General features: G+C 62.6%; 20 protein-coding genes and 1 pseudogene. 12 read left to right on the forward strand and 9 right to left on the reverse strand.

Annotated elements, in window-relative coordinates; genetic code table 11:
- Positions 1-94: 94 nt before the first annotated feature.
- Positions 95-3,466 (reverse strand): bifunctional proline dehydrogenase/L-glutamate gamma-semialdehyde dehydrogenase PutA, encoded by a 3,372-nt coding sequence (gene putA / locus GGR20_RS03870; RefSeq protein ID WP_183309878.1) that lies wholly within the window; start codon positions 3,464-3,466, stop codon positions 95-97.
- A gap of 118 nt (positions 3,467-3,584) precedes the next feature.
- Here putA and GGR20_RS03875 point away from each other — a divergent pair, with 118 nt between their 5' ends.
- The 9 genes and pseudogenes from GGR20_RS03875 (at position 3,585) to GGR20_RS03915 (ending at position 10,962) form a co-directional block, all read left to right on the forward strand.
- Positions 3,585-4,052: an Lrp/AsnC family transcriptional regulator gene (locus GGR20_RS03875; RefSeq protein ID WP_183309879.1), complete on the forward strand. Its 468-nt coding sequence runs from the start codon at positions 3,585-3,587 to the stop codon at positions 4,050-4,052.
- A gap of 64 nt (positions 4,053-4,116) precedes the next feature.
- On the forward strand, positions 4,117-4,845 hold the full coding sequence (cobF, locus tag GGR20_RS03880; RefSeq protein WP_183309880.1) for a precorrin-6A synthase (deacetylating): 729 nt from the start codon (positions 4,117-4,119) through the stop codon (positions 4,843-4,845).
- 33 nt (positions 4,846-4,878) lie between these two features.
- Entirely contained in the window at positions 4,879-6,102 is a 1,224-nt protein-coding gene (cobG, locus tag GGR20_RS03885) for a precorrin-3B synthase (RefSeq protein WP_183309881.1), read from the forward strand.
- Positions 6,102-6,734: a precorrin-8X methylmutase gene (locus GGR20_RS03890; RefSeq protein WP_183309882.1), complete on the forward strand. Its 633-nt coding sequence runs from the start codon at positions 6,102-6,104 to the stop codon at positions 6,732-6,734. Before cobG ends, GGR20_RS03890 begins: the two co-directional genes overlap by 1 nt.
- Positions 6,731-7,456 (forward strand): precorrin-2 C(20)-methyltransferase, encoded by a 726-nt coding sequence (locus GGR20_RS03895; RefSeq protein WP_253559979.1) that lies wholly within the window; start codon positions 6,731-6,733, stop codon positions 7,454-7,456. The genes GGR20_RS03890 and GGR20_RS03895 overlap by 4 nt, the downstream gene beginning before the upstream one ends.
- Positions 7,453-8,208 (forward strand): precorrin-3B C(17)-methyltransferase, encoded by a 756-nt coding sequence (locus GGR20_RS03900; protein WP_183309883.1) that lies wholly within the window; start codon positions 7,453-7,455, stop codon positions 8,206-8,208. Before GGR20_RS03895 ends, GGR20_RS03900 begins: the two co-directional genes overlap by 4 nt.
- A complete protein-coding gene (gene cbiE, locus GGR20_RS03905; RefSeq protein ID WP_183309884.1) occupies positions 8,205-9,416 on the forward strand; it encodes a precorrin-6y C5,15-methyltransferase (decarboxylating) subunit CbiE in 1,212 nt (403 codons plus the stop codon). Before GGR20_RS03900 ends, cbiE begins: the two co-directional genes overlap by 4 nt.
- On the forward strand, positions 9,413-10,174 hold the full coding sequence (gene cobM / locus GGR20_RS03910) for a precorrin-4 C(11)-methyltransferase (protein ID WP_183309885.1): 762 nt from the start codon (positions 9,413-9,415) through the stop codon (positions 10,172-10,174). Before cbiE ends, cobM begins: the two co-directional genes overlap by 4 nt.
- A 12-nt stretch (positions 10,175-10,186) precedes the next feature.
- Positions 10,187-10,962, forward strand: a pseudogene (locus GGR20_RS03915) (SDR family NAD(P)-dependent oxidoreductase).
- Positions 10,963-10,968: 6 nt separating this feature from the next.
- Here the strand turns inward: GGR20_RS03915 and GGR20_RS03920 are convergent.
- From GGR20_RS03920 to GGR20_RS03955, 8 genes are all read right to left on the reverse strand, one after another.
- Positions 10,969-11,784 (reverse strand): inositol monophosphatase family protein, encoded by an 816-nt coding sequence (locus GGR20_RS03920; RefSeq protein ID WP_183309886.1) that lies wholly within the window; start codon positions 11,782-11,784, stop codon positions 10,969-10,971.
- Entirely contained in the window at positions 11,781-12,617 is an 837-nt protein-coding gene (locus GGR20_RS03925) for a glycerophosphodiester phosphodiesterase (RefSeq protein WP_183309887.1), read from the reverse strand. Before GGR20_RS03925 ends, GGR20_RS03920 begins: the two co-directional genes overlap by 4 nt.
- A 1-nt stretch (position 12,618) precedes the next feature.
- Entirely contained in the window at positions 12,619-13,653 is a 1,035-nt protein-coding gene (locus tag GGR20_RS03930) for an ABC transporter ATP-binding protein (protein WP_183309888.1), read from the reverse strand.
- Positions 13,654-13,663: 10 nt separating this feature from the next.
- Positions 13,664-14,500: an ABC transporter permease gene (locus tag GGR20_RS03935; RefSeq protein WP_183310068.1), complete on the reverse strand. Its 837-nt coding sequence runs from the start codon at positions 14,498-14,500 to the stop codon at positions 13,664-13,666.
- Positions 14,501-14,528: 28 nt separating this feature from the next.
- Entirely contained in the window at positions 14,529-15,413 is an 885-nt protein-coding gene (locus GGR20_RS03940) for an ABC transporter permease (RefSeq protein ID WP_183309889.1), read from the reverse strand.
- Positions 15,410-16,561, reverse strand: a complete 1,152-nt coding sequence (locus GGR20_RS03945; protein ID WP_183309890.1) for an extracellular solute-binding protein — start codon at positions 16,559-16,561, stop codon at positions 15,410-15,412. The genes GGR20_RS03940 and GGR20_RS03945 overlap by 4 nt, the downstream gene beginning before the upstream one ends.
- 451 nt (positions 16,562-17,012) lie before the next feature.
- Positions 17,013-18,026, reverse strand: coding sequence for a LacI family DNA-binding transcriptional regulator (locus GGR20_RS03950; RefSeq protein WP_183309891.1), 1,014 nt, complete (start codon positions 18,024-18,026; stop codon positions 17,013-17,015).
- A gap of 66 nt (positions 18,027-18,092) precedes the next feature.
- On the reverse strand, positions 18,093-18,581 hold the full coding sequence (locus tag GGR20_RS03955) for an Lrp/AsnC family transcriptional regulator (protein ID WP_276511864.1): 489 nt from the start codon (positions 18,579-18,581) through the stop codon (positions 18,093-18,095).
- Positions 18,582-18,683: 102 nt separating this feature from the next.
- On the opposite strand from GGR20_RS03955, the gene GGR20_RS03960 reads away from it, so the two are divergent.
- The 3 genes from GGR20_RS03960 (at position 18,684) to GGR20_RS03970 (ending at position 24,691) form a co-directional block, all read left to right on the forward strand.
- Positions 18,684-21,053, forward strand: a complete 2,370-nt coding sequence (locus tag GGR20_RS03960; protein WP_183309892.1) for a thiamine pyrophosphate-binding protein — start codon at positions 18,684-18,686, stop codon at positions 21,051-21,053.
- Positions 21,054-21,263: 210 nt separating this feature from the next.
- Entirely contained in the window at positions 21,264-22,865 is a 1,602-nt protein-coding gene (locus GGR20_RS03965) for a peptide ABC transporter substrate-binding protein (RefSeq protein ID WP_183309893.1), read from the forward strand.
- A 71-nt stretch (positions 22,866-22,936) separates the two neighbouring features.
- Positions 22,937-24,691 (forward strand): ABC transporter ATP-binding protein, encoded by a 1,755-nt coding sequence (locus GGR20_RS03970; protein WP_183309894.1) that lies wholly within the window; start codon positions 22,937-22,939, stop codon positions 24,689-24,691.
- Positions 24,692-24,702 lie beyond the last annotated feature (11 nt).

Here is a 24,702-nt window from a genome sequence, read left to right on the forward strand (position 1 = left end):
GCGCCGCTCAACGTGCCGCAGAAATCGCTATGTAATCGGCCTAAGTGCGAAAGGCCCGTAGGATCGCTCCTGCGGACCTTTTTGTATCAGCGGGTCAACCCGCTGCCGCCATAAGTGAGGCATTGCCACCCGCAGCCGTCGTGTCGATACACACCTGGCGTTCAAGTTGCAGGCGAGCGATGTCGCTCCGACCCGTCAGGATCGGCAACAGGGCGCCATCACGCTGGCTGAGTGCCTGCCGCAGAGATTTGAGAGTCTGGATGTCGCCGAACCAGGCAATGGCGTCAAATCCATCGACGCTGCGCAGATGGTCAAGATCGATTTCCCGCGTTTCGAACTGACACCCGGCCTCTTCGGCCATTGCCATCTGTGTGGCCACGTCGTCCGGCGCTGGTCCGAGGCAAAGCAGCGTGCCGCGCGGCGCTACATGGAGGCAATTGCTTTCACCCGTCGGCCCCGGCATTTCAAGCGTTCCGCACTGCAGGCTGGTGTCGCCTTGCGTGAAACGCGGCAGATAGTGAGGACCACCGGCCTTAGGCCCTGTACCCGACAACCCCTCGCCGCCAAAGGGCTGGCTGCCGACCACGGCGCCGATCTGGTTGCGGTTCACGTAGATATTGCCGACATGCACCATGTTGGCCAGCCGCTTAACGCGCGAGGAAATCCGGGTGTGCATGCCAAAAGTCAGACCATAGCCGGACGCATTGATCGCGGAAATGACCTTGCCCAGTTCTTCGCCCTTAAAGGTCGCCACATGCAGGACCGGACCGAAGATCTCTTCCGGCAAGTCTTCTATGCCGTTCACCCGCAATACGGTCGGAGCAACGAATGTGCCGCCCTCAGGGGCCTGCAGGCGATGCAGCACGCGATCCGTCCGCGCTCCGATGTAGGCCGTGATTTTGTCGCGGGCCGTCGCATCGATGATTGGACCGACATCGGTTTTGAGGTGCCATGGATTGCCAAGCGCAAGTTCGTTCATGGCGCCCTTGAGCATTTCCAGGGTCCGTTCATACGCTTCCTCCTGGACATAGAGGATGCGCAGGGCCGAGCAGCGCTGACCGGCGGACTGGAAGGCGGACGTGATGATGTCGCGCACCGCCTGCTCGGTCAGCGCGGTGGTATCCACGACCATCGCATTGAGACCACCGGTCTCCGCAATCAGCGGCGCATGGGGCGAGAGGTGTTGGGCCATCGATTGTTCAATGCGCCGCGCGGTCGGCAAGGAACCCGTAAAGGCAACGCCAGCAATGGCGGGATTGGAGGTCAATTGCGCGCCCACCTCCGGACCGCCGGGCAAAAGTTGTACGGCATCTTCTGGCAGTCCGGCCTCGTGCATCAATTGCACGGCGCGCCAGGCAATGAGCGGGGTCTGAGGCGCCGGCTTGGCCAGGACCGGGTTGCCCGCCACCAGGGCGGCGGCCACCTGCCCGGTGAAAATGGCGAGTGGGAAATTCCACGGCGAGATGCAGACGAAGGGGCCGCGTGCAGGCGCGGTCAGTTTGTGGGCTTCATCGGCGTAATAGCGCAGGAAGTCGACGGCTTCGCGTAGCTCGGCCACCGCATCAGCCCAGCTCTTGCCGGCTTCGCGAGCCAGCACCGCGAAAAATTCGGCCGCGTTGGCCTGATAAAGGTCGGCGGTGCGCCGCAGCTTGGCAGCGCGCTCGGCGACCGGCATTTCGCTCCATGTCGACTTGGCCGCCGCCGCAATGGCCTGCTGCACCTGTGCTGGGGTCGCCTGCCGCACTTCGCCGACTTTGTCGGTTCGGTCTGCGGGATTGATAACCTCGGCCAAAATTTCTGTATCGGTGTTCATCGCACCCAGGCTCGCCGCCTGCCAACGATGTGTGGCAAAGGCGTCGCGGGCTGTCTCCATGACTCCGAATGCCAAGGGGTCCGTCAGGTCCAGGCCCTCGGAATTGCGGCGGTCACCAAATATCGCCGAAGGCTCAGGGATGGCTGGGTTGGGTATGTCCTCCCCCAGTACCAAAAGCTTGCCGATTGGATCCTCGGCGACCGTCTCAGCCGGAATGTCGTCATCGGCTATCTGATAGACGAAAGAGCCATTGGCCCCGTTTTCCAGCAGGCGCCGCACCAGATAGGCGAGCAAATCCTTATGAGCACCCACTGGCGCATAGATGCGCGTGGTCGTCCCTTCGGATTTGCGTAAGACATCGTGCAATTGCTCGCCCATGCCGTGCAGCCGCTGGAACTCATAGCTGTCCTTCGCCCGGCCGGTCAGTTCGGCCAGATGCAGAACAGCAGCGGCAGTATGAGCGTTGTGGGTCGCAAATTGCGGGTAGATGTGTTCGGCATCAAGCAGCTTCCGCGCGGCTGCGATGTAGCTCACATCGGTCGCCGCCTTGCGGGTGAAGACCGGATAACCCGGCAGGCCCATAACCTGCGCGCGCTTGATCTCGGCGTCCCAGTAGGCACCCTTGACCAGCCGTACCATGATCCGGCGATCCAGCCGGGCGGCGGTTTGCTCCAGCCAATCAATCAGCGGCAGGACGCGCTTGCCATAGGCCTGCACCACCACACCGAAGCCGTTCCAGCCAGCCAATTCTGGCGTTTCGAGCACGGCTTGGATCACATCGAGCGAAAGGTCGAGCCGATCGGCCTCCTCGGCATCGACGTTGAAGCCCATATTGGCCTTGGCCGCGGCTAGAGCCAATTGGCGGGTAACCTCAACCAGTTCGGACATCACCCGCTCGCGCTGGGCGTACTCATAGCGCGGGTGCAAAGCGCTGAGCTTGACTGAAATACCGGGATTGTCCCGTACCGAACCGTGGATGCAATGCGGTGCCAAGGCGTTGATGGCGTTGAGGTAAGCCTGGAAGTAGCGCTGCGCATCTTCGGCGGTGCGTGCCGCTTCGCCCAGCATGTCGTAGGAATAACGATAGCCCAGGGCTTCCGGCTTTTTGGCATGCGCCACGGCTTCATCGATGGTGCGACCGAAGACGAACTGGCTGCCCATCAGGCGCATGGCATGACTGACAGCGGTACGAATGACGGGCTCGCCCAATCGTGCCACGGCCCGATGCAGTGCGGATTTCGGCGCGATCTCGGGATCGCCCAGCACCTCGGCTGTCAGGTTCAGCGCCCAGGACGAGAAATTGACCAACGGACTCTCGGAGCCACCAAAATGGCGAGCCCAGTCGGCGCCGCCGATCTTGTCGTGGATCAGGGCATCGACGGTCTCGCTGTCGGGCACCCGCAGGAGGGCTTCGGCCAGCGACATCAGCGCCAGGCCTTCTTCGCTATCCAGACCATATTCGGCCAGGAAGCTCTCCATCAGGCCCAATCTGGTGCCGTTGCGCACTGCGTGAACGAGGTCGACGGCGCGCTGCGAAATCTGGACCCGATCGGCTTCGTCGAGATCGGCCTGCCCGATCAGATCTCGAACGAGCGTGGTTTCGTCGGCATAGAGCCGGGCGCGAAGCAATTGGCGAGGGGAGGTCTGTGGCATGGGCGATCAATCCTGTTCATGCCGATGATGCCAGAAGCGCTATGGCCGTTTCGCCTGATCTGCTATGCAGCGAGAGGCGATTGAAACATCAATGCACCCCATCCGCGAAGAAACGCCCATGAAATTTCCACCAAGCAGTCCATTGGACCAAATCGACCGCCGCATAATCAACGAACTGGCCAGCGACGGCCGCATCAGCGTTGCGGAACTGAGCCGGCGGGTCAATCTGTCGAAGACACCCTGCCAGGCGCGCATCCGACGGCTCGAGCAGGAGGGCTATATTCTGGGCTATCGGGCTGTGATCGATCCCACGCGCCTGGGGCTTCCGCATGTGGCCTTTGTCGAGGTACGTCTGAGCGACACCCGCAAGGCGGCGCTGGACGCGTTCAACAAGGCGGTCCGCGCTCTGCCCGAGGTCGAGCAGGCGCACATGATCGCCTCGAGCTTCGACTATCTGCTCAAGGTCCGCACCAAGGATATCGCTGCCTATAGGGAGGTACTGGGCGAGAAAATCTCGGCCCTGCCGCATGTGGCGCATACCTCCACTCATGTGTCGATGGAAGCGGTCAAGGACGACGCGGAATAGCCACACCTTGTCAGGCGGCCAAGGCTCTGCCATTCCGGAACGGATCAATGGTGCGGGGGCAGCCATGAAAACCATATATGTCGTCGGGATCGGAACGGGCAGTGCCGAGCATGTGACGATCGCCGCGATCGACGCACTTAATCGCGCCGACGTACTTTTCATTCCAGACAAGGGCGCCAGCAAATCCGACCTGGCCGATGTGCGCCGCAACATCATTGCCCGCCACGTGCTGAAGCCGGAACCGCGTCAGATTGGCTACGCCGTACCCAGACGCGACGCGCAGCACATTGATTATGGTCAGGGCGTCGCCGATTGGCACCGGGCCCTGGCCGATATCTACGCGATGCTGATCTGCGATGTTCCGGAGAACGGCGCCGGGGCCTTTCTGGTCTGGGGCGATCCGGGGCTCTATGATTCAACGCTTCGCATCCTTGCCCATGTCACCGAGCCGATCCGGGTGGAGGTCATTCCAGGGATCACCGCCGTCCAAGCACTGACGGCTGCCCATGGCATTGCACTTAACCGCATTGGCGAGCCGGTGCTGATCACGCCGGGCCGCAAACTTGGCGCCATCACCACCGACACTGTGGTGATGCTGGATGGGCAGATGGCGTTTCGCGATGCCGACCCCAAGCTCGAAATTTTCTGGGGCGCCTATCTCGGCACGCCAGACCAGATCCTGATCGCCGGGCGGCTGGGCGCCGTGTGTGAGACAATCATAAACACCCGCATTCTCGCCCGCGAGCGTCATGGCTGGATCATGGACACCTATCTTCTGCGCCAGCCGGAGTAGTGCTGCCAAACGCGGACTGATAATGATGGGCGCATGACTTCAGCATCAACGAGCGCGTCTCGCACATCGCTGACCGGGATATTCTCAGGGGCTACGCGACGCGGCGCCTGCCCGAGCCTCTATGCCCCCATGCAAACCGGCGACGGACTACTTGCGCGCATCCGCGTCGCGGGAGGCAGCTTGGCGCCAGCAGATCTGGCCGCCCTGGCGAAACTGGCGGATCAGCATGGCAATGGTCTGATCGAAATCACCGCCCGGGGCAATCTCCAGGTTCGCGGCCTACGCACCGATACGGCACCAGCTTTCGCTGCAGCCGTTGCGGCGCTGCTGCCCATAGAGCACGGACCTACCATCGACATATCTCCCATTGCGGGTGTCGACCCGACGGAAATTGCCGACCCCCGGCCGTTGGCGGAGGCCATTGGCAAAGGTGCTGCCGGAATGGCAGAGCGCCTTGGACCCAAGGTCAGCGTCGTGATCGATGCCAGTGGGCAGATTTCACTCGACCAACTCAAGGCTGATATCCGCCTCCTGGCTCAATCCGACAATTCCTGGGCCGTGACGCTGGGCGGCGGCAAGCCGCAGCGCACCGACGCCGAGGGCGCGGCGGCAACGGTATTGGCCGTGTTGGGCGCCCTGGCCGCCGTCGGCCCCGAGGCACGCGCGGCGGACTTGTTTCCGGGACGAGAAGACATCACGGCCGCTGATAGCCCCGCCCCTTCGCCAGCTCGGGGGGGCTTGCCGCGATGGCGTTCCTGGCTCGACCTTATTCACGGCCACAGTCGGGCCATCGCCCTGCCCTTTGGTGCAGCCCGCAGCGCCGAGATCATCGCTTTGTGCGGCGCCGCGATCGCCAGCGTTTGCAACAATATGCGTTTGGCGCCGGACCATGTCCTGTTGCTCGACAACGCACCGGACGATCTGATCGCGCAGGCCGGCGAACTCGGCTTCATCACCGGAGCCGATGATCCACGCAACAGGGTCAGCGCCTGTATCGGCAATCAGGGATGCGCCTCGGGCCATATTGCAGCGCGCGACATCGCGGCGCAATTTGCGCCCCGCCTGCCGGCCAGCCAAAGCTTGCACGTATCGGGATGTTCAAAGGGCTGTGCCCACCCGCGCCCGGCCGATGTGACGCTGGTCGGGCAGCCTGACGGGATTGGCCTTGTCTTTGCCGGCCGCGCGGGCGATACGCCTTCCAAGCTTCTGGATGCCGCAGCGCTTGGCGCCGGCACTTTTCCATTTCAGGGTGGGTGATGACCCAATATGACTACATCAAGGATGGCGAGAGCATCTACCGACAGTCTTTCGCCATCATCCGCGCCGAGGCCGACTTAAGCCCATTCGCCGATGACGAGGCCGAACTGGCCGTGCGCATGATCCATGCGGCAGGACTGGTTGAGGCAGCGCAGCATTTCGTATTCAGTCCCGGATTTGTATCTGCGGCGCGCATCGCCCTCAATGCCGGCGCGCCAATTCTGTGTGATGCCGAGATGGTGGCGCGCGGCGTCACTGCCGCCCGCTTGCCCGCCGACAATGCGGTGATCTGCACTCTGCGCGATCGTCGCGTTCCGGCCCTTGCTGCCAGTATTGGCAATACGCGGTCTGCTGCGGCAATGCACTTGTGGGACGAGCAGATCGAGGGCGCGGTGGTGGCGATTGGAAATGCCCCCACAGCGCTGTTTCATCTGCTCGAAATGCTGCGCGATGGCGCACCCAAACCCGCCGCCATTCTGGGCATGCCGGTGGGCTTCGTCGGCGCCGCTGAATCCAAGGACGCGCTGGCCCTCAATTCCTATGGCGTGCCTTTTGCCATTGTGCGCGGCCGGCTGGGCGGCAGCGCCATCACGGCGGCCTGCCTCAACGCACTGGCGAGGCCAGGACTGTGAGCGGCAAGCTCTATGGCGTTGGCACCGGGCCGGGAGACCCGGACCTGCTGACCCTAAAGGCGGTTCGCACCATCGCCAACGCAGATGTCGTGGCCTATTTCGCCAAGCGCGGCAATGCCAGCAATGCCCGGGCAATTGCGGCATCGTATTTCCAGCCAGGCCAGATCGAGGAAGCACTGGACTATCCAGTGACGACCGAAATCGACCGGCGCGAAAACGGCTACAGGGACCAGATCGAAGCCTTCTATGCCGAGGCCGCCGAGCGTATTGCAAGCCATCTCGACGCCGGGCGGAGCGTCGCCGTATTGAGCGAAGGCGATCCCCTGTTCTATGGCAGCTATATGCATCTGCATCTGCGCCTGGCTTCCCGATACGACACTCAAGTCATCCCGGGCATCACGGCGATGTCGGGCTGTTGGTCCGAAGCGGGGCTGCCGCTGGTCCAGGGGGATGATATCCTGACGGTGCTGCCCGGAACGCTCGACCGGGACGAATTGGCCCGGCGGCTGGGCAATACCGAGGGTGCTGTCATCATGAAGCTCGGCCGCAACCTGGCAAAGGTCCGCGCCGCCCTGGCCGACGCCGGTCGGCTGGACCAGGCGATGTATGTCGAGCGCGGTACGACCGCGAATGGACATTCCGTCCCCCTCGCTGACAAGCGCGATGACGTGGCCCCCTATTTCTCCCTGGTGCTGGTGCCGGGCTGGAGCAACCGACCATGAGTGGAAAGCTCGTCATCATCGGCACCGGTCCGGGTAATCCCGACCAGACCACCCCTCAGGCCCGCGATGCCATCGCCGCCGGGGAGCAGTTTTTTGGCTATGGTCCCTATCTGGACCGGCTGAGCCTGCGTCCTGACCAGCGCCGCATGCCATCGGATAATCGCGAAGAGATCAGTCGGGCCCGCGCCGCGCTTGATGCCGCGTCCAAGGGAGCCTCGGTCTGCGTGGTGTCAGGTGGCGATCCGGGCGTTTTCGCCATGGCCGCGGCGATCTGCGAAGCCATCGAGACCGGCCCTGAGACCTGGCGTCGTCTCGAGCTTGTGGTGCTGCCTGGAGTCACCGCCATGCTGGCGGTCGCGGCCCGCGCCGGCGCGCCGCTGGGCCATGACTTCTGTGCCATTTCGCTTTCGGACAATCTCAAGCCCTGGGAACTGATCGAGCGGCGTCTGCGCGCCGTGTCCGAGGCGGGTCTGGTCATTGCGCTCTATAATCCGATCTCCGGGGCCCGGCCCTGGCAATTGGCCACCGCTTTCAAGATCCTGCGCGAATCCCTGCCGGTGACGACGCCGGTGATCTTCGGTCGCGCCGTGGGCCGTCCGGACGAAGATTTCGTGGTGGTTCCGCTCGGAGAGGCCGATCAGCAACGCGCCGACATGGCAACATGCGTCATCATTGGCTCCGCTGAAACGCGCATCATCGATCGCCCCGGCATGGACCCGCTGGTCTATTCGCCGCGCGGGGCGGGGTTATGACCGGTCGGTGGCTATCGATTATCGGCATTGGCGAAGACGGGCTCGAGGGGCTGTCGCAATCGGCTCGTGCGGCCATTGCTGAAGCTGAGATCGTGTTTGGTGGCGAACGGCATCTGGCATTGGTTGCGCCGATCATGTCGGGCGATACGCATGTCTGGCAGACCCCGTTCTCGTCCTCGATCGACGCGGTGCTGGCGGCGCAGGGCCGCAAAGTCTGTGTTCTGGCCTCGGGCGATCCGTTCCACTATGGCGTAGGCGCCACGCTGAGCCGCCGGATCGACCCAGCGCAAATGCTTGTCATTCCACAACCTTCTGCATTCAGCCTTGCTGCCGGCCGGCTGGGCTGGCCGTTGCAGGAAGTCGCTTGCGTGTCGCTGCATGGTCGGCCAATCGATCTGATCCGGCCGCATCTGCATCCGGCGGCGCGGATTCTGGCGCTGACGTCGGACGAACATGGCCCGGGGGCACTGGCGGCGCTATTGGTCGAGGCGGGATTTGGCCGCTCGGTCATCACCGTGCTGGAGGCCCTGGGGGGGCCAGACGAGCAAATCCGCTCGCAAATGGCGGATGGGTTCATGCTGGGCGACATCAACCCGCTCAATGTCTGCGCCATCACTGTGGCGCCCCTGCCAGGGGCGCGCGTGTTGCCGCTGACGCCGGGGCTCGACGACGCGCTTTATGAACATGACGGGCAGATCACCAAACGCGACATCCGCGCCATGACCCTGGCCGCATTGGGACCGCGGCGGCACGAACTGCTCTGGGATATCGGCGCGGGTTCCGGCTCGATCGGCATCGAGTGGATGCTGGCCGATCCCAGCCTGCGTGCCGTCGCCATAGAAAGCGATGCCGACCGCGCCGCCCGCATCATGCGCAATGCCCGCAAGCTCGGTGTGCCAGAACTGCGCGTGATTACTGGTACTGCGCCACTGGCGCTTACCGGGCTAGAGGCGCCGCACGCCATCTTCGTGGGTGGCGGTGGTACCAATCCCGGCGTGATGGACGCGGCAATCGAGGCGCTGCAGGGCGGCGGGCGACTGGTGGCCAATGCGGTAACTCTGGAAATGGAGCAGGTGCTACTCGCCCTCTATGCCCAGCATGGCGGCGAGTTGGTGCGGTTTTCGGTTGCCCATGCAGCACCCCTGGGCACAGTGACCGGCTGGCGGCCGGCCATGCCGATCACACAATGGCGCTGGAGCAAGCCATGACGGTACATTTCATCGGCGCCGGTCCGGGCGCAGCAGACCTGATCACGGTGCGCGGCCGCGACCTGCTCGCGCGGTGCCCGGTCTGTCTCTATGCCGGGTCCATCGTGCCGCGCGAAATGCTCGACTGGTGTGGGCCAGACACGCGGTTGGTCGATACCGCTCCGATGTCGCTGGACGAGATCGAGGCGGAATATGTGCGTGCCAATGATGCGGGCGAGGACGTGGCGCGGCTGCATTCGGGCGATCTGTCGATCTGGAGCGCTGTGGCCGAGCAGATGCGGCGGCTGGACCGGCTGGGTATCCCCTATAGCCTGACGCCCGGCGTGCCAGCCTTTGCTGCTGCCGCGGCGGCGCTGGGTCGCGAACTGACCCTTCCAGCGATCAACCAATCCCTGGTGCTGACCCGCATTGGCGGTCGCGCCTCGCCCATGCCTGAAGGCGAGACGCTCGCCGCGTTTGGGGCCACCGGGGCGACTCTTGCAATTCATCTGGCTATTCATTCGCTCGGACGCGTTGTGGCCGAACTCGCTCCACTCTATGGCGTGGACTGCCCGGTGGCCATCGTCGCCCATGCAAGCTGGCCAGAACAGACGATCATCTGCGCCACGCTTGGGACCATAGAAGCGGCCTTCGACCCCGCCATTGAACGCACGGCGATCATCTTTGTTGGCAAGGGGCTGGGCGCACAAGACTTTCGCGAAAGCGCACTTTACGATCCCGATTATCAGCGCCGGTTTCGCGGGCGCGACGGACTTTAGGAGGCTCAACCAATGGCAAATCTCTCCCTTCCCGAACTCAACGGCAAGGCCGTGCTCATTACCGGCGCCTCCACTGGCATCGGCGCCGCTCTCGCCAAGGCCTTCGGCGCGCAGGGCGCCATGGTCGGCGTGCACTACAATTCGAGCGAGGATGCGGCCCGTGCCGTGGCTGATGCCATCGAGACGGCTGGCGGCAAGGCGCATCTGGTGCGGGCTGATGCCTCGAAGTCCGGGGCAATTGCCGGCGCGGTGGAAGAGACCGCGGCTGCGTTTGGGCGGCTTGACGGGCTCATCAACAATGCCGGCGGCATGGTGGCGCGCCTGCCTTACGCCGAGATGACCGACGAGCACTACGACGCGGTGATGGACCTCAATGGCCGCTCGGTGCTCGCTGCAACGCGAGCCGCACTGCCGCATATGAAGACGGCGGGGGGGGCTTTGTCATCAACACCACCTCCATCGCCGCTAGAAATGGAGCCAGTGGCGGGGCCGGTCTTTACGGTTCATCCAAGGCCTTCATCGCCAATGTCACGCGCGGCATGGCCAAGGAGTTCATCCCCTTTGGCATTCGCGTCAACGCCGTGGCGCCGGGCGTCATCGAAACGCCCTTCCATGAGCGCTATTCGACCGAGGCGCAGCTCAAGGCACAACTGGCAACCGTGCCGCAGGGTCGGCTCGGCGTGGCCGAGGATTGCGTCGGCGCCTTTCTGTTCCTGGCCTGTGAGAGCCTTTCCGGCTACATCATCGGCCAGACCATCGAGGTCAATGGCGGCATGCTGATGCCGTAACGGCGATCAGGCCGCCGGATTTTTCGGGGGCACATCCTTGAGATGGTCGAGCAGATAGGCCTGGGTGGCTGCATTGGCGACAATCAGGCATCCGGTGCGCTCGTAGATATCCGGCCCCCTACCCCACCAGTCCGAAATCACTCCGCCGGCTTCCTCGACCAGCAGGATGCCGGCGGCGGTGTCGACAAAACCGGTTTCCTCGAAATATCCGGTCAGACGCCCGCAGGCGACCCAGGCGCAGCTATTGGCAGCGCTGCCCACGACCCGCACTGCCCCAATGGGCGCGCGTATGGCGTCGAGCCGGGCATAGGCGCCCGGATGAAGCGACAGGTTTGGAGTGGGAAGGCCCGTGCCGATGCACATCATGGCGACATCGCTCGTCCGGCTCACCTGCAAGGGCTCACCGTTTAGAAAGGCACCGCCGCCCTTTTTCGCGGTGAACATCTCCTCGGCAACCGGATCATAGACGAGACCGCACAGGGTCTGGTTGCCGCGCCGCAGCGCGATGGTGATGGTGTAATGCTGGCCGTTGAGAAAGTTCGTGGTGCCGTCGATCGGGTCGACCAGCCAGCGATGCTCGGGATCAGATCCGTCCACCGGAGCAAATTCTTCCCCGGTCAGACTCCAGGTCGGATCGATCTCCAAGAGTCGTCTGCGGATTAATTGTTCGGACTCGCGGTCGGCGTCGGAGACGAAGTCTCCCGGCCCCTTGACCCCGATTTCAAGCTCGCGGAACCGCTCAAAATGGGCCTGCGTCAGCTTGCCTGCCTCACGGGCAGCGGCAATCATCGTCTCAAGTATGCTGTCGTAATCAATGCTCATGAAGCTAGGGCCGCGTGCAGCCCCTCCGGATCGTCGGTTGTTATCTGGTCAACCTTGAGCGCCAGCAGGCGCTCGACCTGTTCGAGGCTGGAAGGGGTGACCCGGCGAATGGTCCAGGCGTCGATGCGCTTGCCCGCCGCGTGAATGGGCGCGACGATGTCGAACCCCGCATCTTGCGCACTTAGCACCAGTTCAAACGCCAGGTAGATCATGTCCGCCTGTGGTGCAGCGGTTAGGGCATCTCCGATAAAACGGGCAAAGTCGCCGGTGGCCTGAAGCCGCGCCAGGGAGTCGCCATAGCATGGGTCATACCCCGTCTTGAGCGCAGGCACGGCGCTGGACAGCGCCCTGATGGCGCCAATGTCGCCCCCCGACAGAATGAAGGCATCGGCAACGGGCCCGATGCTGTCGGCGAAATTGGCAATCGTTCGCTCGTCCAGCGCCGCCAGCTCCTCCTTGAAATCGAGCTGCAACAGGGCCCCCGCCTGCGGCGGTTGCTCGGCCAGCAAGGCGCACAAATCTTCGAGCAGCATGACCCTGTCGGGCAGGACGGCGCCGTTATTGTCGCGCAAGTGCAGGCCGCGCAGAACCTGTGCCGAGGTTTCGCGCACAAGCCCCGTGCCGGTCGTTTCTTTCTCCAGCTCGAAATTGTGCAGCACGGCACAACCGCGATCGGCATGAATGACCAGGTCGACTTCGACGCTGGCCCCCAGGCGCATGCCCTCAAGAATGCGCGCGCCGGTAAAGACCGGGTCGGTGACCTTGCGGCGGGCGCGATGCCATTTGAGCCAGGTGCGATGGCCCTCCCGGTCGATATGGAGCGGGTGGGCCATTTCAGCTCCAATAGACGCGTGCATCGTCACGATAGGCCGCCATGGCCCGTGGCTTGAGATTGACCTTCTGTCCAGCGCTGAAGAGGTCGGGGTGGCCGACCATGGATTTTAGACGCGTACCATCGCCGAGGTCGAGATCGACCAGGCCGTGGGTGCCATAGTCAGTCACCCGGTGCACTTGCGCGACGCCGGTTTCGGAGGCTTCGAGATCCAGCGCTTCGGGGCGAATGGCCAGGGTGGCTTGTCCATCGGGGATCGGAATGTCGAGCCCAAAATCCGCCCTGGCGAACCGGCCATCGGACACCTCGCCGTCGATCAGGTTCATCGTGCCGATGAAGCCGGCGACAAAGGGGGTCTGGGGCTCACGATAGACGACATCCGGGCGGTCGATCTGCTCCGTCCGGCCGTCGCGCATGACGACGATGCGATCGGCCATGGCCAGCGCCTCATCCTGTCCGTGGGTGACGAACAGGGTGGTGATTTTGAGCCGCTGCTGAATATCCCGCACCTCTTCGCGCAGTCGCTCGCGCAAATGCTGGTCGAGGCTGGCGAAAGGTTCGTCGAGCAGGAGGATCTTGGGTTCGAGCACCAGAGACCGGGCCAAGGCCACGCGCTGCTGCTGCCCGCCAGAGAGCTGGTTGACGCCGCGTGTGCCATAGCCGGCGAGGCCAACCAGTTCGAGCACTGCCTCGACCTTCTCGGTGATCTGGTCCTGCGGGAGCCCCCGCAGCTTGAGGCCGAAAGCCAGGTTCTTGAACACATTCATATGGGTCCAGAGCGCATGGCTCTGAAACACCATGCCGGTCGGGCGACGCTCCGGGGGGAGATGGGTGATGTCGTCGCCATCAATGGTCATCAGGCCCGAGGTCGGCCGTTCGAACCCGCCGACCATGCGCAGCAGGGTCGACTTGCCCGAGCCGGAGGGGCCAAGCAGGCAGACCAGCTCGCCGTCAGCCACCTCGAGCGAGAAATTGTCCACGGCGACGGTCGGGCCGGCGAAGATTTTTGAGACATCGGTAATTTTGAGAACGGACATACTTGTTTCCCTAGCCGCCGAAACCGCGGGCGAAGGCGCCACCGCCGATGACGCGGCGGGCGAACATGAGAGCGATAAAAGAAGGCACCCAGAGCATCACCGAGAGCACGGCGCCATATTGGATGACCATCTGGTTGTTGATGAAGGAGATCATCAGCACCGGCATGGTGCGGATGCCGGGCGCCCCGATCAGCCAGGCGCCTTCGGTCTCGTAGAAGGTGCCGACAAAGCTGAGCAAGACCGCGGCAGCGATGGTCGGGCCGGCCTGCGGCAGGGTGATCGACCAGAACACCCGGAAGGGGCCGGCGCCAACGTCCCGCGCCGCTTCTTCCATGCGCCGGTCCACCGACTGGAAGGCGGCGACCGGGATCCAGATCATGAATAGCAGCGTGCCCACGAGCTGGATGAGCACCACGCCCCAGAACGTACCGATCAGGTTCAGTTGCAGGAAGATCGCGGCGATGGCGATGAGCAGGCCAAATTTGGGGAAAGCATGGCCGGCCAGGAACGAGAAAAACAGCACGTTGCGGCCCGGAAAGCTGAGGCGCGCAAAGGCATAGGCCGCCGGCAGGCAGATCGCCGCAGAAAGCAGGGTGACAACCGTCGACAACTGCAGGCTGAGGGATAGTGCACTCCACACATCGGCGCGCGTCAGGGTCTGATTCCAGAACCGAAGCCCGAATTGTTGCGGAATGACATTGGGATAGCGCCAGACCTCGGTGAAGGCCCAGACGCCAACCACCAGAAGCGGCAGGATCACCGCAGCGGAAAGGACGAGGGCAAAGATGATCCCGGTCCAATCGGTCGGAATGCGGACGGGGACGGACTTGCGCTGACGGGAGGCCATGACAAGTGCAGGAGCGAGCTGTTTCATCTCACTTCCCCTGATTGCGTGCGACCGAGCGCACATAGAACAGCCCGAAGGCAATGCAGAAACAGAAGGTAATGACCGCCTGCGTGATCGCATTGAGCGGATCGTTCACCTCGCGGAAGGTGCGGTTCATGAACGGACCCATCATTTCGGGCGAAGCCGGCCCCAGGAGATACGGGAGGGTGAAGGACGAAAAAATGCCCAGCACGGCAAAGGAAATGGCCACCAGCACCGAATTGGAGATGCGGGGCAGAATGATGTGCCAGAACACCTGGTAGCGATTGGCACCGACATCGCGGGCGGCCTCAATCGCGGGGTTGGCCACGTTGCCCAGGCCCGAGAGCAGGATTAGCACCGTCAGCGGGATGTTGTCCCACACCAGCCCGATCACCGGCCCCCAAGGGGTGAGATAGGGTGTGCGGATCTTGGGCAGGCCAACCGAATTGAGCAGGATATCGACCATGCCATTGGGGCCCAGCACGCGGATGAAGGCATAGGCCAGGATGATCGAGGGCACGAACATGGGGAAGATCGCCATCGCCTGCACATAGGCGGGCAATCGCCCAGCCGAGAAGCGCAGATAGAGCGAAATGGGCAAGCAGATCGCCAGCAGCAGGATGGCGCACATCAGCGTCGTCCACAGCGTGATGGTCAGATTGTTGATCGAGTACTGGTCGGAAAAGAAGAAGACATAGCTGTCGAGGTTGAAGCCGATGGCACCGGTTTCGTCGGGGCGCCATAGGGTGCGCACAATGGCATTGATGATTGGCCAGATCACCAGCCAGCCAACCAGAAAAACAGGGATCGCGACGAGCAGGAGGCCGGTGGGCCTCCTGCTGTCATTGGAGTCGATAAGCGGCCTTGGTGCCGCCGGAGCCGCGTCGGTCACGAGTTGCGGTCGACGTTTGGAGCAACGTTGCGGTACCAGCCATCATTGATCGGGCCGGACCAGTCGCCACCCGGGAAGGTCGGGATGGTTTTCGGCACGATGTCGGCGAAGCGCTCGCGCAGTTCGGGGGCAACATAGTCCCAGGAGACGCCCGGGAAACCGCCAAGTTCGGTCAGGATGGCGCTCTGGATCTCCTCGGAGAGGATGAAATCGGCCAGCTTGAGCGATGCGTCGCGATTGACGCCGTTCTCAATGACGATGGAGCGGGTGAAGCCGCCGGCCAGCGCCAGATCCTGAAGCTGCACCAGACCAGTATCCGCGGGCAGCACGCCCTGGTCGATGGCCTGGAGCACCTGGTCGGACCAGACCGGGGTCATGGTGACCACGCCCTGCGCCAGAAGCTGGATCGATTGGGTATTGCCCGAGGAGTAGGCGCCATTGTCGTAGAGCGACGGGGCGATATCCTGCAGCAATTCCCAGGCCTTGCCGAGTGCCTCGTTACCGAATTCTTCGGTGTAGTTGTCGACCGTAAACTTGGACGGATCGAGGCCATTGGCCTGGTGAATGGCGCGACGCACGAAATTGCCGCCCGAACCGCCCTTGTCGGGACGGTTATAGACGAACTGACCGGGGTTGGCCTTGATCCAGGCAACCAGATCATCCCAGTTCTTGGGGGCATCGGCGGCGCTCAGCTTGGAGCTGTCATAGGCGAGCAGGACCTGCGAACCGCGATAGGGCAGCGAGTAATCGCTCTCGATAGCCAAGGGATTGACCTTATCGTAGTTGGACAGGCCGGCTTCCTTGATGTTGGCGTAAATGCCGGCCTCAATGGCACCGGCCGGCAGTTCGGCATCCCCTGACTCAAAGAAATCGGCCTGCGGATCGGTCCCTGTCTCCTTGGCGGCCATCGCGCGCTCAGCAATCGAGATGATGCCGGCACCGTCACCGGCGTCGACCAGGTTGATCGAGACACCCGGATTGGCGGCTTCGAACGCGGGCTTCACCGTATTGGTCCAGAAGTCGAGGATATTGCTGTCCGAGCTGGTGTACCAGTCGATCACGCCTTCAGCGGCGAAGGACATGCGGGGCAAAAGGGCCGAACCGGCCACTAAACCCGCTGCGGAAATCATGAAGTCACGACGTTTCATGTGTTTTCTCCCATCATGGCGACCGGGGCGGCCACCGCGCATTAATATGCCGAATGCGGAGGCGGCGCCTCGGCTTTTGGCCGAGATGACGAACCCGGATCGGCACCGGATCGCCCGCCTCATGGGCCTCCTCCCTCTTCGCGTTGACGGACGGAAGGCGGTCCCAATCTCAAGTCGGGTTGCACCTGCCGCGATACGCCATCGCATCAGCAAGACAACACCGAAAAGCGATTGCACACAAGTGCATTTCTTCGCTCTTTCGGGTGCCTAGGTAGACGCCTTACATAACGCTTTAATGACAACGGCAGCGTGCACACCTGTGCAATGTTTTACACTGTCCGTTGCAAGCCAGAGCGCAGGTGACGGAAAGCTACGGCTTTCGGCATGGACCGCAGCGTCGCGCGACAGCCTTGAAAATGGCCTGCCCATCGCGCCAGCAGAAGGAGGCTCGCTAGCGTTTGCCCGGGCGGACGGATCGGCGCCAGACCGGGATCGGCTCGATCATGCGACGCTCCGAAACAGCGCGCTGTGGCTGCAGCAAAAGATCGACGACTTCGTCAGCCATCGGGTTCAATGGCTGACGGAAAGTTGTCAACTGGTAGGAGGCCCAGCCGGCCTGCTCGATGTCGTCAAAGCCGACAACGCAAAGATCATCGGGTATCGCGAGGCCAAAATCCCGACGCGCCACATCCATGAAGCCCAGCGCCAGCAGATCGGTCACGCAGAACACGCCGTCCGGCGCCTCTGATCGACCAAACACCCGGCGGGCAGCCTCCTGGCCGGACTCGTAGCTGGTCGGCCCAGCCTCGGTCACCACTACCTGCAACCCCTCGGCTGCGGCCGCCTCGACGAACACGGCCTCGCGCTCCACCAGGCTGGCCGTTCGCGCATTTGAAGTGATCAGTCCCAGCCGCTCGCAACCGGCCCTGCGCAACAGGAACAGCGCCTCGCGCCCGGCCATGGCATTGTCGACACCGAGACTGCTGGACCCCTGCAGCCGTTCGTCGCGGTTGATCAGAATCACCTGCTGGCCGTTGGAAATACAGGTCTCGATCAGGGAGGCGGGCGGCGTGCCGGAGAGCACCACGGTGGCGTCGGCTCGATAGTTGAGGGTCTGGCGCAGCGCGGCAGATACGCTTTCGGTGTCGGTCTCGGTATTGATCACCATGGTGATCTTACCCGAAGCCTGCAGCTTTCGGGTCAGCACATCGACCATGCGGGCGCGGATCGGCGTGGTCATATCGGCGACCACGAGGCAAACGATGTTGCTGCGCTCGCGCAACCCACGCGCCAGATGGTTGACGTGATAGCCCAGCGCATCAGCCGCCTCGAGCACCTTGCGCCGGGTCGCCTCGGAAACGCTGGCGCCATCAGTGAAGGTACGTGAAACCGCCGAACGCGACACGCCGGCTCGATCGGCCACCATTTGCGCACTGACGAAGGACGGGGGTTTCAACTCGCTCATCGCGTAGCCCTGACACAGGAAGCCCACGATAGTGAAGTGAAAATCGCCCCCGTCAAGCCGTCCTGGCTAGATCGGCAGGACCCGCGAAAACTTTACCGCACCAAGAGAAAAGCTACTCTCGATATGCGCCACGCCGTCGAGCTGGGTGAGCCGCTCGCGCAGAAAGAGTTCGTAGGATTCGAGATCGGCGCAGACGACGCGGAGCAGAAAGTCGAACTGTCCGGTCATCAGATAACATTCCATGACCTCGGGCCAACGGCTGATCGCGGCGCCAAAGACATCCAGGTTTCGCGCTCGCTGCTGCTCGAGCTTGATGGAGATGAACACCGATACCGGCAGGCCGACCGATTTCTGGTCGATATTGGCGCTGTAGCCAGCAATGACACCATCCCGCTCAAGCTGGCGCAATCGGCGCAGGCAGGGTGAGGCGGACAAGCCGACCTTATCAGCCAGCGCCTGGACCGTCATGCGGCCATCCTCCTGCAGCGCCCGCAGGAGCTTTCGGTCAATAGCGTCAATTCCAGATTTGGTGGTTTCCGCCTCAAGCTGCGCCAATTTTTCTGATATCCTGCACAAGAAGCCAACTTTTCGATCAGATTAGACAGAAACTGCCTTTGGGCAAGGCGTAATGTCAGACATATCGATTGGAGGAGCGATATGGCAGGCGAGAATATCGGGCGCATTGAAGCGATTGAGGCGCTGACCAGGAAATCTCTCTGGCTGGCAAGCTGGATGGTGCATCACGCCAATCATATTCGACCCAACCCCGATGGCGTGAAGGTAGGCGGCCATCAGGCCAGCTCTGCTTCCATGGCAGCCATGATGGCCACGCTCTATTTCGGCGTGCTGAAGCCTGAGGACCGACTTGCCGTCAAGCCACATGCGGCGCCGGTCTTTCATGCCATCCAGTATCTGATGGGCCGGCAGAGCCAGCAGAAGCTCATCGATTTCCGCGCCTTTGGCGGCGCCCAATCCTACCCCTCCCGCACCAAGGACACCGAGGACGTTGATTTCTCCACTGGCTCGGTGGGGTTGGGCGTTGCGATGACGGCCTTCGCGTCCATGGTACAGGACTATGTGCGCGCCAAGGACTGGTCCGGCAAGGCGCTACCCGAGGGCCGCATGATCGCGCTGGCCGGCGATGCCGAGCTCGACGAGGGCAACATCTACGAGTGCCTGCTTGAAGGCTGGAAGCATGGATTGCGCAATTGCTGGTGGATCATCGACTACAACCGGCAGAGCCTGGATGGTGTGGTGCGCGAGGGGCTTTATGACCGCATCGAAGCGATCTTCAAGGCGTTTGGCTGGAAAGTCGTCACCCTCAAATATGGCGCCCTACAGCGCGCCGCGTTTGAAGAACCAGGCGGCGAGAAGCTCAAAGCCTGGATCGACGCCTGTCCCAATGATCTCTATTCGGCGCTGATGTTCCGGGGCGGCGCCGCCTGGCGCGAGCGCCTCAATGACGAGATCGGCGATCAGGGCGATGTGTCTGCCCTGCTCTCGCGCCGCAGCGACGAGGAACTGGCGGCCCTGATGGCCAATCTGGGCGGACATTGCGTCCAGAGCCTGCTCGACCAGTTCGAAAATGCCGGAACAGACGAACCGACTGTTTTCATCAATTACACGGTCAAGGGCTGGGGCACGCCGCTGGCGGGCCACAAGGACAACCATGCCGGGCAGATGACCTCGGCCCAGATCGAACAATTGCGGGTCGCCCACAAGATCCGGGACGGGCATGAGTGGGATTTGTTCGAAGGGCTCGAGCAGGCCGATGCACTCGCTGACTTCATCCGAGACGTGCCGTTCAACACCGCTGCGTCCCGTCGCCTGACGGCCCCCGCGGTGCCCACCATTGGCCCGCAATTCATCGGCACCGGCGCCACTTCCACCCAGGCCGCATTCGGACGCATTCTCGACGCGATCGCCAAGAGCGACAGCGAAATGGCGCGGCGCATCGTCTCGACGTCGCCGGACGTGACCGTTTCAACCGGCCTCGGGAGCTGGGTCAATCGGCGCAATCTGTTCGCGCGCAAGGAAACAACCGACCTGTTCCAGAAGGAGGCGATCCCCTCAACCCAGAAATGGCGGTTCACGCCCGATGGGCAGCACATGGAGCTGGGCATCGCCGAGATGAATCTCTTCCTGATGCTAGGGGCGGCGGGGCTCAGTCACTCACTGTTCGGCGAACGTCTGTTGCCCATTGGCACACTCTACGATCCTTTCATTTCGAGGGGCCTGGATGCCCTCAACTACGCCTGCTACCAGGATGCCCGCTTCCTGCTGGTGGGCACCCCATCCGGCGTATCGCTAGCCGGCGAAGGCGGCGCACATCAGTCCATTGCCTCGCCGTTGATCGGCATGTCCCAGGATGGCCTGGCCAGTTTCGAGCCGGCTTTTGCCGACGAACTGGCGGTGATCATCGATTGGGCTTTCGACTATATGCAGCGCACCGGGGATGCCCGCCCGGACCTCGCCGACTGGCCGCGCGACGTTACCGGCGGCTCGGTCTATCTCCGGCTCTCGACCCGCACACTAGAGCAGGTGCCCCGCGAGATCGCGCCACCGCTCGCCGATGACATCATTCGCGGTGCGTATTGGCTGCAACCGCCAACGCCGCAATGCGAAGTTGTGATCGCCTATCAGGGCGTTCTGGCCAGCGAGGCCATTGCTGCGGCCGCCAGCATTGGCGGTGACCGACGCAATGTGGCCGTGCTGGCCGTTACGTCGGCAGATCGACTCAATGCAGGCTGGCAGGGCGCGCAGCGCGCAAAACTGCATGGTGATTACGAGACCACCAGCCACATAGAGATGCTGCTGAAAGACGTTCCGCACCGCGCCGGGCTCGTGACCGCAATTGACGCTCACCCGGCAACCCTGGGCTGGCTTGGCAGCGTGTTGGGCCATCGTACGGTGGCGCTGGGCGTTGAGCATTTCGGCCAAACCGGGACGGTGACGGACCTCTATCGCCATTTCGGCATCGGCGCAGAAACAATCGAAACCGCCTGCCGGCAGCTCTTCGGGCGCTGACCGGGGCCCAAACAAGAGCCGCGTTGAAAAGGAAAAGGAGAAATGCCGGGGTTGCCAAGCCCAAAATGATTTGTCAGACATATGTCATATGGCGGATTTGGGAACAATCTGCCGGACCGCGGCAAAGCCGCCAAGCAAAGTGACCAGACCCGAGGGGAAGGGCCTGGCGCATCAGGGAACGCCTACTGCTCTGCAATAAGGAGGGAGCTCATGCATATCACACGGAAACTAGTCGCCGCGCTGGCCGTCGCCACCGCACTGACACTGCCAGCCATGGCGCAGTCGACCATTACGGCACCAGGTCAGTCCACCTCTGGCACCTATATGGACTATATGAAAACGGTCTATGACCGCGCGACCTTTGCCGAATTGCTGCAGATACCAATCGCGACCTTTGACAAGGAATTCGAACTCACGCCCATGGCGGCGGAGAGCTGGAGCCAGTCGGAAGACGGCCTGACCTGGACTTTCAAGCTGCGCGAGGGGCTGGTCTGGTCCGATGGTGAACCGCTGACGGCCGAGGACTATGTCTTTGCCCTGCAGCGTGCCGCAACCACCGGCTACGACTTTGCCTGGTACTGGGATTTTGCCGGCGGCATCAAGGGCTGGAAGGAAGTGACCGAAGGCACTGCAGACGTGTCCACCCTCGGGCTGGTTGCGGTCGATGACCTGACAATTGAAGTCACCACCACTGCACCCAAGCCCTATCTGCCGTCTGTCACCAGCCTTTGGTACCCCGTGCCGAAGCACAAGGTCGATGAGCTGGGCGATGATTGGGCGCTCAATGTCGACACCATCGTGTCCTCAGGCCCCTTTGAAATCGAGAGCTGGGAGAAGTCGAACAACTCCGTCGTCTTCACCAAGTCCGATAGCTATACCGGCCCCTGGCAGGCCCAGATCGACCGTCTCGAAGTCGACCCCAGCCTTGGTGCTCCGGAAGTCGGCCTGCCGGCCTTCCTGGCCGGAGACGCAGATTATTCCTTCCTCAACACCGGGCAGGTACCCGTGGCCATGGCGGCTGATCCCGATGGTATTCGCCGCAATGCGGTCTTTGCCACCTCCTACCTCTCCTATGATCTGGAATCCGAGCCCTTCAACAATGTCGATGTGCGCCGGGCCTTCTATCACGCCGTTGACCGCGACGAGTTGACCTCGACGGTATTGCGGGACATCGCCATTCCGGCCGGCTCGATCCTGCCGCCCGGCTATCCTGGGTACAATCCAGATGTCGTGGCCCAGGCTACCTTCGATCCGGAAAAGGCCCAGCAGTTCATGGCCGATGCGGGCTATCCGAATGGCGAAGGCTTTCCGGAAATCGAAATCTGGATCCGCGAGGAAGGCGGCTACAATGGCGCCATCGTGCCGGCCATGGCACAGTATCTGCAGGCCGAACTCGGCGAACATTTGGGAATCTCCGTCAACATCCGCCAGCTACCCGGCGCCGACTGGATGGATGGTCTGCGCGGTGCGAAGAACAACATCTTCATCGCTCCGTATGAATACGACTATCTCGATCCGTCCAACTTCTACGGCATCTTCTACGATGGCGGTCGGCACAACTACCATGTCGACGAATATGATGCGCTGGTTGCCAAAGCGGACTCCGAGAGCGATTGGGACACCCGCTACGACCTTTACGAGCAGGCCGAGCAGGTGATGATTGACCAGGGCCTGATCGTGCCGCTGGTCCACCCGATCACCACGGCCATCATCTCTAGTGAACTGGGCGGCGAGGCTTCGACACCCAATGAGCTGGGCTTCACCCCACTGGATCGCCTCGGCCACTACTTCTTCACCCACCTGACGAAGTAACCAGCGATCCATATCAGGCGCCTCCCGGGCATTCCCAGTCGGGAGGCGCCGCCAGTTTCGGGGACCAGCTTATGGCTTTGGTAGAAATCGCAGATCTCAAGGTCAGCTTTCGCCAATATGGCGGAACCATTGATGCGGTGCGCGGCATCAGCTTTACGGTCAATGAAGGTGAAAGCCTCGGCATCGTCGGGGAAAGCGGCTCGGGCAAGTCGGTAAGTTGCAGCGCCCTGCTCCGCCTGTTGCCGGCAACAGCAGAGGTCAGCGCCACCAAGCTAGAGCTTGATGGGATTGATGTAAGCAAGGCGCGCAAGGACGATCTGGCCCGCTTGCGCGGTCGCTCCGCCGCGATGATTTTCCAGGACCCGATGACGGCATTCGATCCTGTCTTCACCATCGGGCACCAGATCACCGAAACCATTCAGGCCCATCGCAACGTCTCCAAGCGCGACGCCCTCAAGGAAGCCGAAGCCCTGCTGCTGCGCGTCGAGATCAAGAACGCCAGCGATGTCCTCAACTATTTTCCGCATCAGCTCTCAGGCGGCATGTTGCAGCGCGCCATGATTGCCATGGCGCTCTCCTGCCGGCCCAAGGTACTGATTGCCGACGAGCCGACAACCGCCCTCGACGTCACCATCCAGGCGCAGATCCTCCAGCTCATCAAGAAGGTGCAGGCCGAATTCGGCATGGCGCTGATCATGATTACCCACGACCTGGGCGTCATTGCCGAGACGGTCGACCGGGTGCTGGTGATGTATCGCGGCGAAGTCATGGAAGAAGGGCCGGTGCAGCAGATTTTCGATGCCCCGCAGCACGCATATACCAAGCAGCTTCTGGCCAGCCTGCATGCCAGTTTCGAGCCCTCGCGCGGCAGCGACAGCAAAACGCCAGCGCTTGAACTCAAGGGATTGGCCAAGGCCTACCGCATCCGCCGGCGGCGCGGCCTGTTCACCGATTATTCCGACTTCCACGCCGTGCGCGAGGTCAATATCGCCCTGCCCAAGAACCGCATTGTCGCCATTGTGGGCGAGAGTGGTTCGGGCAAGACGACGACCGGCATGATGGCCCTGCGGCTGACTGACGTGTCCAAAGGCCAAATCCTGGTGGATGGGCAGGATATATCGACCCTGTCGGCAGAGGCGTTGAAGCCCTGGCGCAAAAAGATGCAGGTTGTCTTCCAGGACAGCTATTCAGCGCTCGATCCAATGATGACGCTGACCCAGACCATTGCCGAGCCGCTGCATATTCATGGCATCGGCAGCACCAGGGAGCAGGAGGAGACGGCGCTGGACTGGCTGGAGCGTGTCGGCCTCGATCGCTCTTACGCCAATCGCTATCCGCACGAGCTTTCCGGCGGCCAGCGGCAGCGCGTAGCCATTGCACGGGCGCTGGTGCTCGAACCCGATGTGCTGGTTGCCGACGAGCCGACTTCAGCGCTCGATGTCACGGTCAAGGCTCAGATCATCAGGCTGTTGAAGAAGCTTCAAGCCGAAATGGGGCTCTCGATCCTGTTCATCAGCCATGACCTGTCGACGGTGAAGTCCCTCACCGACAGTGTCGTGGTGATGTATCGCGGTCGCGTGGTCGAGGAAGCGCCGACCGAGCGGATTTTTTCGGACCCGCAGCACCCCTATACCCGCGCCCTGCTTGATGCGGTTCCGGCAACCAATCCCAGGAACAAGCGCGAGCGCAGCTTCCTCACCGCCGAACAGATCGCTGCCCAGACCCCGCGCATGACCACGCTGCAGGCGGGCATTGCCCCGCACAGTAACCCGCAACTCGTCGCCATCGCCCCGGATCACCGGGTCGAGGCCTATGTGACCAATTGAGGGAGACGGCC

Origin of the sequence: Devosia subaequoris, assembly GCF_014197055.1 — a bacterium.
Classification (GTDB): Bacteria; Pseudomonadota; Alphaproteobacteria; order Rhizobiales; family Devosiaceae; genus Devosia; species Devosia subaequoris.